This is a genomic window from Ornithinimicrobium tianjinense (assembly GCF_014636495.1).
Lineage (GTDB): Bacteria > Actinomycetota > Actinomycetes > Actinomycetales > Dermatophilaceae > Ornithinicoccus > Ornithinicoccus tianjinensis.
In genome coordinates, this window is sequence record NZ_BMEM01000001.1 from 708,509 (window position 1) to 715,891 (window position 7,383).

Genomic DNA, 7,383 nt, shown 5'->3' on the forward strand with positions numbered 1-7,383 from the left:
GCGTGTCAGTCGGGCGCGCCCCACGGCATACCGGCGTGGGTCACTCGATCGGCTCGCCCGGCTGGATCTTGCCGTCCTTGACGGTGTAGGCGTAGACGACGACCTCGGCAACCTCACCGGTCTCGTCGAACTTCACCTGCTTGGTGATGCCCTCCTCGTCGTAGGCGTTGACGAACTCCAGGAGCTTGGCGCGGTCGGTGCTGCCCGCGTCGATGCCGTCGAGCAGCACGTTGGTCGCGTCGTAGGCCTCGGCGGAGTAGGTGCCCGGGTCGACCCCGTTGAGGGCCTTGAACGCGGCGGTGAAGTCCTCCGGGGACGGGGCGCAGGGGCAGGTCAGGACTGCGCCCTCGGCGGCGTCCGCACCGGCGGCCTCGACGAAGCCGGCGTCCAGGGAGCCGTCGCCGGAGACGAAGGTGCCCTCCCAGCCGCCCGCGCGCAGCTGCTTCATGAGCAGGCCGCCCTCGGCGTAGTAGCCGCCGAAGAACAGGGCGTCGGCGTCGGCCGCCAGGACCTTGGTCACGGTCGGGCCGAAGTCGGTCTGCTTCTGCTGGATGGTGTCCGTCTCGACGACAGCGTCACCCAGGGTGGCGGCGACGTTCTCGGCGATGCCCTTGCCGTAGTCGGAGGCGTCGTCGACGACGAAGACCTTCTCGGCGCCGGTGCCGGTGATGTAGGCGGCGGCCTGCGGGCCCTGGACCGAGTCGTTGCCGAGGACACGGTGGAAGGTGTCCCAGCCGTTGGTCGACAGCTTGGGGTTGGTGGCCGACGGGGAGACGGTCACCAGACCGGCCTCGGCGAAGGCGGCGCCGGTCGCGTCGGTCTCACCGGAGAAGGACGGGCCGACGAGGCCGACGACCTTCTCGTTGTTGATCGCCTCGGCGGCCAGGGGGGTCGCCACGTCCGGCAGGCCCTGGGAGTCGAACTGGACGATCTCGACCTTGCAGTCGGACTCCTTGTTGTGCTCGTCGACGGCGAGCTTCACGCCGTTGAGCATGTTGGTGCCGAGGTTGGCGGCGTCACCGGTCAGCGCACCCATGTAGCCGATGGCAAGGTCGCAGGAGCCGCCGGCGTCGGCGCTGCCGCCGGCGTCGCCGCCGTCGCCGCCGGTGGTGCCACAGGCGCTCAGCAGGAGCGTGGTCGCCGCCGCCGCAGCGAGCACGCGCCAGGTCGTGGTCTTCGTCATTGAAATGGCCTCCGCAGAGAGCGAGCCGGGTCACAGGTCGTCCCGGCTGGATGAGTGGTGGTGTGAAAGTACCCGCCGAGAGGCACCCTGGCGAGACCTTGTTACCGACTTGTGACCTGTGGATCGTCAGCGACCCCCACGCGTTGCGCCGGGCGAGGCAGGACGCGGGATGTGCGACCATCGCCCGGTGAGCGTGCTGGTGACGGGAGCAGGGTCGTGGCCGGGCGCCGACGTCCGCGAGGCCTTGCGGGTGGTCAGGGGAGAGCTCGCCGGTGCCCTTCCCGACGGCGTGTCCGGTATGCCGTACATGCCCGAGCTGCCCGGGCGCGGGCCGGGCACGGAGCTGGTCGGGCGGTCGGCCCACCTGCTGGTGGACCTTCCGGTGGACCTGCAGCCCCAGGGGTGGCGCCTGGTCGACCTGCCCGGCCGGGACCACGAGCGGACCGGATCGTGGTGGCGCCAGGACCTGGACGAGCTCGCCGAGGCGTTCGACGGCTACGAGGGCCTGCTGAAGGTGCAGGTGGCGGGGCCGTGGACGCTCGCCGCCGCGCTGTGGCTGCCGCTCGGTGACCGCGTCCTTTCCGACGCGGGCGCCACGCGTGACCTCGCTGCGTCCCTGGCGGAGGGTGCCGCCGCGCACGTGAGCACGGTGCGCCGGCTGGTCCCCGGGGCCGACGTCGTCCTGCAGGTCGACGAGCCGTCACTGACCGCGGTCACGCTGGGCCGGGTGCGGTCGGAGTCGGGCTACCGGGTGCTGCGGACCCCTGAGGACGGCGAGGTCGTCGCCGCGCTGAGGCAGGTGGTGGAGGCCGTCCGGACGGCCGGTGCCGTGCGGGTCGCCGTGCACTCCTGCGCCCCCGAGGTGCCACTCGGCCTGCTGCGGCAGGCGGGCGTCGACGCGGTCGGGCTGGACACCGCGCTGCTCGGGCGCGAGGGCTGGGAGCGGGTGGCCGAGCTCCTCGACGCGGGGGTGCGGCTGTGGGCCGGTGCGCTGCCGACCGACGGGACGGGCACGGCATACCGGGCACCCGCGGAGCGGCTGCTGCGCTCGTGGCGCGAGCTCGGGCTGCCGGCGCGGGACCTCGAGGACGTCGTCGTCACGCCGGCCTGCGGGCTCGCCGGCCTGACGCCGTCACAGGCGCGCACGGTCACCGCCACGAGCGTCGAGCTCGGGGCAGCGCTCGCCGAGGCCGCCCTGGCCTGAGCGAGCTGCGCCGACCGGACAGGCGTTCCTGCCGGCCGCGCGTCGCCGGACGAGGCCTCCTCTGTCGGTCCCCGGTGCGACCATGTGCCGGTGACGAACTCGAGACGCCGATGAGCGCCCGTGCCGCTGTTCCGTGGCAGGTCTGGTATGCCGCGCTGGCCCTGATCTGGGGCTCGAGCTACCTGCTCATCAAGCTCGGCCTGGGCGCGCTGACCGGCGCCCAGGTCACCGCGTTGCGGGTCGCGTGCGGCGCCACCGTGCTGCTGCTGCTCCTGGCGGTGACCCGGACCCCGCTGCCACGCGGCCTGCGGACCTGGGGCCACCTCACGGTCACCGGGACGCTGGTCTGCAGCCTGCCATGGTTCCTCTTCGCCGTGGGCGAGGAACGGGTCACCTCGGCGATCGCCGGGATCTCCAACGCCACGACCCCGGTCGCGGCGGTGATCACGACCGCCCTGCTGCTTCCGGGAGAGCCGGTCGGGCGCCGCCGCCTGCTCGGCGTGGCGATCGGCTTCCTCGGCGTCGTGCTCGTGGCCCAGCCGTGGTCGATGACGCACGGTCCGGACCCGCTCGGCCTCGCGATCGTGCTGGCGGCGTCCGCGAGCTACGGCGTGGGGTGGACCTACGTCCGGCGCTTCCTGCACGGGGTCGACCCGGGAGGTCTGTCGATGCCGGCGGCACAGGTCCTCGTCGCGCTCGCGCAGGTGCCGCTGCTGCTCCTGGTCGACTGGTGGAGGCGCGGTCGGCCGGCGGCGGGTCCGTTCGCTCCCGGTGGCGCGGACGGCGTGGTGCACGGCTGGGACCTGTGGGGCCCGTTGCTCGCGGTCCTCGCCCTCGGCGTGGTGGGCACGGGGCTGGCCCAGGCGATGCAGTATGCCGTGGTCCGCGCTGCAGGTCCGACCGTCGCGACCAGCGTGACCTACCCGATCATCGTCGTCTCCGTGCTGCTCGGTCTGCTGGTCCTGGGGGAGTCCGTGGCTCCGCTGACGCTGGTCGGTGCCGCCGTCGCGCTCGCCGGGTCGGTGCTGATCACCCGGGCCGGACGGGCGCGGTCTGCCCCGCTCCGGACGCCCGCGCCTGCGAGGATGAGCCGGTGAGCCAGGACACCCCCGAGCCTCCCGTCGACGACGTCCCCGAGTCGCTCCGCCACCGGTGGACCGACCTCGCAGAGGAGATCCGGGGGCACCAGTTCGCCTACTACGTCAAGGACGCGCCGACCATCAGCGACGGTGAGTTCGACGCCCTGGTGCGCGAGCTGGAGGCCCTGGAGGAGGAGCATCCCGCGCTGCGGGTGCCCGACAGCCCCACGCAGACCGTCGGCGGGACCTTCTCGACGGAGTTCACCGCGGTCGACCACCTCGAGCGGATGCTCAGCCTGGACAACGCCTTCTCGGTCGAGGAGCTCACGGCGTGGGCCGACCGGGTGGAGCGGGACGCCGGCGGTGTCGAGGTGCACTACCTGTGCGAGCTGAAGATCGACGGGCTGGCCGTCAACCTTCTGTATGAGGAGGGTCGCCTGGTCCGGGCGCTCACCCGAGGGGACGGGCGCACGGGTGAGGACGTGACCCTCAACGTGCGGACGATCCAAGGAGTCCCGCACCAGCTGGCCGCCTCGGAGGTGCCCGTGCCCCGGCTGGTCGAGGTCCGGGGCGAGGTCTACTTCCCCGTCGAGGCGTTCGAGGAGCTCAACGCCGCGCTGGTGGAGGCGGGCAAGGCCCCCTACGCCAACCCGCGCAACACCGCCGCCGGGTCGTTGCGCCAGAAGGACCCGCGGATCACGGCCCAGCGGGGGCTGCGGATGCTCGTGCACGGGATCGGGGCGCGGGACGGCTTCGACATCACCCGGCAGTCGCAGGCCTACGAGCTGCTGGGCGCCTGGGGGCTGCCGGTCTCCCCACGGACCAAGGTGCTGGCCTCGATGGAGGAGGTGCAGGAGTTCGTCGCCTACTACGGCGAGCACCGTCACGACGTCGAGCACGAGCTGGACGGCGTCGTTGTGAAGGTCGACGAAGTGGACGTGCAGCGTCGCCTCGGGTCCACCTCGCGCGCGCCGCGCTGGGCGATCGCCTACAAGTACCCGCCGGAGGAGGTCACGACCACGCTCCTGGACATCCGCGTCGACGTCGGCCGGACGGGCAGGGTCACCCCTTGGGGGCTGATGGAAGCCGTGCAGGTCGCCGGGTCGACGGTGGAGCGGGCGACGCTGCACAACCAGTACGAGGTGGAGCGCAAGGGCGTGCTCATCGGGGACACCATCGTGCTGCGCAAGGCGGGCGACGTCATCCCCGAGATCCTCGGTCCGGTCGTGGAGAAGCGCGACGGGTCCGAGCGGGCCTTCGTCTTTCCGACGCACTGCCCGTCCTGCGGCACCGAGTTGGTGCAGCAGAAGGAGGGCGACAAGGACTGGCGTTGTCCCAACGCGAAGGAGTGCCCGGCGCAGCTGCGTGAGCGGCTGTACTCCCTGGCCAGCCGCGGCGCCTTCGACATCGAGGCCCTCGGCGGCGAGGGTGTCAACGCCCTGCTCGAGGCCGGGGTGCTGACCAACGAGGCGACGCTGTTCTCGCTCACCGCCGACGACGTGCGACGGGTGCCGCTGTACACCAGGGCCGCCAAGAAGTCGGACGCTCCGGAGTCGGTGGTCGACGGACGTGTCCTGTCGGCCAACGGCCTCAAGCTCGTCGACAACCTGCAGCAGGCGCGGCGCCAGCCGCTGTGGCGGGTCCTGGTCGCCCTGTCGATCCGGCACGTCGGTCCGACGGCCGCCCGGGCGCTGGCCACGGAGTTCGGCTCGATGGAGGCCATCCGGGAGGCGACCGTGGAGCGGCTCGCCGCGACGGAGGGAGTGGGGGCCATCATCGCGGAGTCCGTGCGCGCCTGGTTCGAGGTCGACTGGCACCGCGAGATCGTCCAGCGCTGGGCGGCCGACGGGGTGCGGATGGCCGACGAGCGCGACGAGTCGGTCGAGCGCACGCTCGAGGGCCTGACCGTGGTGGTCACAGGTTCGCTCGAGGGGTTCAGCCGGGACGAGTCCAAGGAAGCGATCGTCAGCCGTGGCGGTAAGGCCGCGGGCTCGGTGTCGAAGAAGACCGACTACGTCGTCGTCGGTGCCAACGCCGGCTCCAAGGCGGCCAAGGCCGAGGAGCTGGGAGTGCCGATCCTCGACGAGGAACAGTTCCGGGTCCTGCTGGAGACGGGATCGGTCGACCCAGGCGCAGGCGCCGATCCGACCGACGCGGAGGAAAGGGCGGAGGCGGAGGACGCATGAGACCGCAGCTCAGCGACGAGGACTACCTCGCGTTCATCGACACGGCGCTGGACGGAATGCTCTCGACCTGCCAGGAGCTGGGGGAGGAGGCGGCCAACTCCCAGCTGGACGTGGCCGGCAGCAACAGTCCCTATGCGATCGTCGTCCACTGCGTCGGGGTGATGGACTTCTGGGCCGGGCACAAGGTGGCGGGACGGCCCAACCACCGTGACCGCGACGCGGAGTTCAGGGCCTCCGGCACGCTGCCTGACCTCGAGGAGCTCGTCCGCGCCGGACGCGCCCGGCTGTCCGAGGCGGTAGCCGGCGCCGACTGGAGCGCACCATGCGTGGGACAGGACCGGCCTGAGACGCATGCCCGCCCGGCCGGACGGACCCAGGGAGGTGCCCTCATCCACGTTCTCGAGGAGCTCGTGCAGCACCGGGGTCAGCTCGAGGTCACGGCGGACGTGCTGCGTGCCAGGTCGTCCCTCGGGAGATAGGTCGCAGACGAGGTCACGGCGGACGTGCTGCGTGCAGGTCGTCCCACGGGAGATAGGTCGCAGACGAGGTCACGTCAGCTCTCCCCGCAGGAGCTGCGCGCGCGAAGAACCGAGGCGCCCCTGCGTGTGCGTGGGATGTGGGCGTGGTGGTGCGCCCGGCCGGTGGGGGCGGGGTGGGGCGGGGTCATCTGAGGTGGACGGTGGCGTGGGCGCCGTTGACGGTGACGGTGAGGTCCTTGTCGTGGACCTGTTGGTGGTGGCGGGTGCAGAGCAGGGCGAGGTTGGTGAGGTCGGTGGGGCCGCCGCGGGACCACCAGGTCGCGTGGTGGGCCTCGCACCAGGTGCCGGGGACGGTGCAGCCGGGGAAGACGCAGTGCTCGTCGCGGACGATGAGGGCCTTGTACTGGCCGGGGGTGGCCAGGCGTTGGGTGGAGCCCAGGGCCAGGGGTTCGCCGTGCGGGCCGAGGACCACGGGGGTCAGGTCGCCGGTGCAGGCGGACGGGCCGGCCGCGCGGGCGGGGAACACCTGCCCGGTCTGGGTGGTCGCGGCCCCGGTCGGGTGTCCGGTGCTCGGGTCGGCGCGCACGGTGATGATGACGCTGGCGCGGGCGGTCGAGGGCGGGGCGCCGGGGTGGCCCAGGCCGCGGCCCAGGACGGTCAGCAGCGCGTCGTAGCGGCGCTGCCCGGCCGAGCGCAGGTCCGGGGTCCCCTCGGGCCCGGGGACCGGTCGGGCCAGGGGCCCGGCCAGGATGCCGTCGAGCAGGGCCGCGTCGTCCTCGGGGGCGTCGATGGTGTAGCGGGTCATGCCCCCGCCCAGCCCCTGCCGGGTCACCAGCCGCAGCTGCCGCTCCAGACCCGCCCGTGACCGGCCGGCCCCACCACCACCAGCACCGGCTCCCGCGCAGCCTCCGCTGCCAGCCCCGGCGGCCCCGCCGCCACCGTCCCCGTCCCCGCGGCCGCCGTCCCCGCGGCCGTCGGCCGGCTCGGGCTCGGGATGGGGGTCGGGGTCGGGGTCGGGGGGTGTGTCGAGGAGGTCGATGAGCAGCTTCTTGCAGACCCGGGACAGGTCGCGGTCGCTGAGGGCGGGGTTGCACGCGGCGTCGGTCACGATCGCGGCGTACGCCTCCTGCTGGTCGGCCTGCAGGGTGGGCGCGATCCGGGTCAGGGTCCGGGCCACGGTCGCGGCACGGGCGATCCCGGTGCGTCCGGCCCGCACGGCCTGCCCCAGCGGGGCGCCCCAGTGGGTGGTCGC

General features: G+C 73.0%; 6 protein-coding genes. 4 read left to right on the plus strand and 2 right to left on the minus strand.

Annotated elements, in window-relative coordinates; all coding sequences use genetic code 11:
• Positions 1–40: 40 nt before the first annotated feature.
• Positions 41–1,183: a branched-chain amino acid ABC transporter substrate-binding protein gene (locus IEV65_RS03325; protein WP_188428167.1), complete on the minus strand. Its 1,143-nt coding sequence runs from the start codon at positions 1,181–1,183 to the stop codon at positions 41–43.
• Positions 1,184–1,370: 187 nt separating this feature from the next.
• Between IEV65_RS03325 and IEV65_RS03330 the strand changes: the two genes are divergently transcribed.
• From IEV65_RS03330 to IEV65_RS03345, 4 genes are all read left to right on the plus strand, one after another.
• Positions 1,371–2,387: a uroporphyrinogen decarboxylase/cobalamine-independent methonine synthase family protein gene (locus tag IEV65_RS03330; protein WP_229734836.1), complete on the plus strand. Its 1,017-nt coding sequence runs from the start codon at positions 1,371–1,373 to the stop codon at positions 2,385–2,387.
• 110 nt (positions 2,388–2,497) lie between these two features.
• The gene (locus tag IEV65_RS03335) at positions 2,498–3,484 is read left to right on the plus strand and encodes a DMT family transporter (RefSeq protein WP_188428169.1); all 987 of its coding nucleotides are present in this window, start codon (positions 2,498–2,500) and stop codon (positions 3,482–3,484) included.
• Entirely contained in the window at positions 3,481–5,652 is a 2,172-nt protein-coding gene (ligA, locus tag IEV65_RS03340) for an NAD-dependent DNA ligase LigA (RefSeq protein WP_188428170.1), read from the plus strand. The genes IEV65_RS03335 and ligA overlap by 4 nt, the downstream gene beginning before the upstream one ends.
• Positions 5,649–6,131, plus strand: a complete 483-nt coding sequence (locus IEV65_RS03345; RefSeq protein ID WP_188428171.1) for a mycothiol transferase — start codon at positions 5,649–5,651, stop codon at positions 6,129–6,131. The genes ligA and IEV65_RS03345 overlap by 4 nt, the downstream gene beginning before the upstream one ends.
• 184 nt (positions 6,132–6,315) lie before the next feature.
• On the opposite strand, the gene IEV65_RS03350 is transcribed toward IEV65_RS03345, so the two are convergent.
• On the minus strand, positions 6,316–7,383 hold a 1,068-nt coding region (locus IEV65_RS03350), incomplete at its 5' end, for an HNH endonuclease signature motif containing protein (RefSeq protein ID WP_188428172.1).